General features: G+C 39.7%; 1 protein-coding gene. It reads right to left on the bottom strand.

The genetic code is table 11. The annotated features are described in order from the left end of the window. A partial coding sequence (locus V7149_RS09190; protein ID WP_335345336.1) for a transglycosylase domain-containing protein occupies nt 1–1,052 on the bottom strand: 1,052 nt, incomplete at its 3' end. Nucleotides 1,053–1,195 lie beyond the last annotated feature (143 nt).

A 1,195-nucleotide genomic window follows, 5' to 3' on the forward strand; every position in this document is an offset into this window, starting at 1 on the left:
ACCAATGCACGAACACCCCCGCTTTTCGGATCAATAAGAATAGCCCCGCTTTGAACCAATCGATCCCCTTTCCCTGCTGGAAACATGGAATCGTCACGATACGTTTCTTCCGCTGCCGACTGCATGAATGGATCAAGCTCCGTATAGATCTGATAACCGCCGGTTAGTAATTCATCAAGAGTTAGACCGTATTTCTTCATCCCTTCCTCTAGAACAACGTCAACATAATACGGATATTTCCCCTTGAATGGATCTCCCCCTTTATCGTCAAAAACTAATTGTTCATTTTTCGCTTCTTTCCATTGGTTTTCTGAAATAAAACCATTGGTTTTCATTTGTGCCAGTACAATGTTTCTGCGATCTAGTGCTGCCTTTTCATTTTTGTAAGGGTTAATCACAGAAGGAGCTTTGATTAAGCCGGCTAATAAAGCTGCCTCACTAATCGTCAAGTCCTTGACATCCTTACCGAAATACTTCATTGCTGCTCGCTTAAGCCCCCAAGCACCTTCACCAAAATAAATCTCATTCAAATACATCTGCAGAATCTCGTCTTTTGTAAACTGTTTCTCAATTTCCCTTGCAAGAAAAAATTCTTCTATTTTTCGCTTATATGTCTTTTCTGCTGATAGCAATGCATTTTTTGTCAGTTGCTGTGTAATTGTGCTGCCGCCTTCGACAATTTCTCCAGCCTTCATGTTTCGGAAGAATGCTCTGCCAATACTCGTAAAATCAACACCATTATGCTCATAGAAACGGTGATCCTCAATGGCGATTACCGCATTTTTCATATGCTCTGGAATTTCCTTAATCGATATTCCTTCGACTTTATTAGCAGATATTTTGCTTGCAACTTCTCCGTTCAAATCATATAAAACAGTGGACTGTGCAAGACCGCGTTCTAGCGAACTAATATTTGCCCCGTTTGCGTAATAATAAAAAAAGCCCAAAAATGCTAATACTGCGGTTGATGCAGACAGGATAGCAATTTGAGTCATATGTTTCTGCTTCCAAAATTTCTGGAACTTACTATAAATAGATTGTTTTTTCCTCATATTTCCTCCATAGTTGGTCAAAGATGTCTAAAACTATGATGATACTATAAAGGAATTCGGCAGATTATTTCTTTTTATGGGGGTTATAAAGTGAAACTTCAATCAGTGGGGTGCCTTTTCCCCACTTGTTAGTTGCGGCCCAC

It is taken from the genome of Bacillus sp. JJ1503 (assembly GCF_036965125.1).
In the GTDB taxonomy this organism is placed as follows: domain Bacteria; phylum Bacillota; class Bacilli; order Bacillales; family Cytobacillaceae; genus Cytobacillus.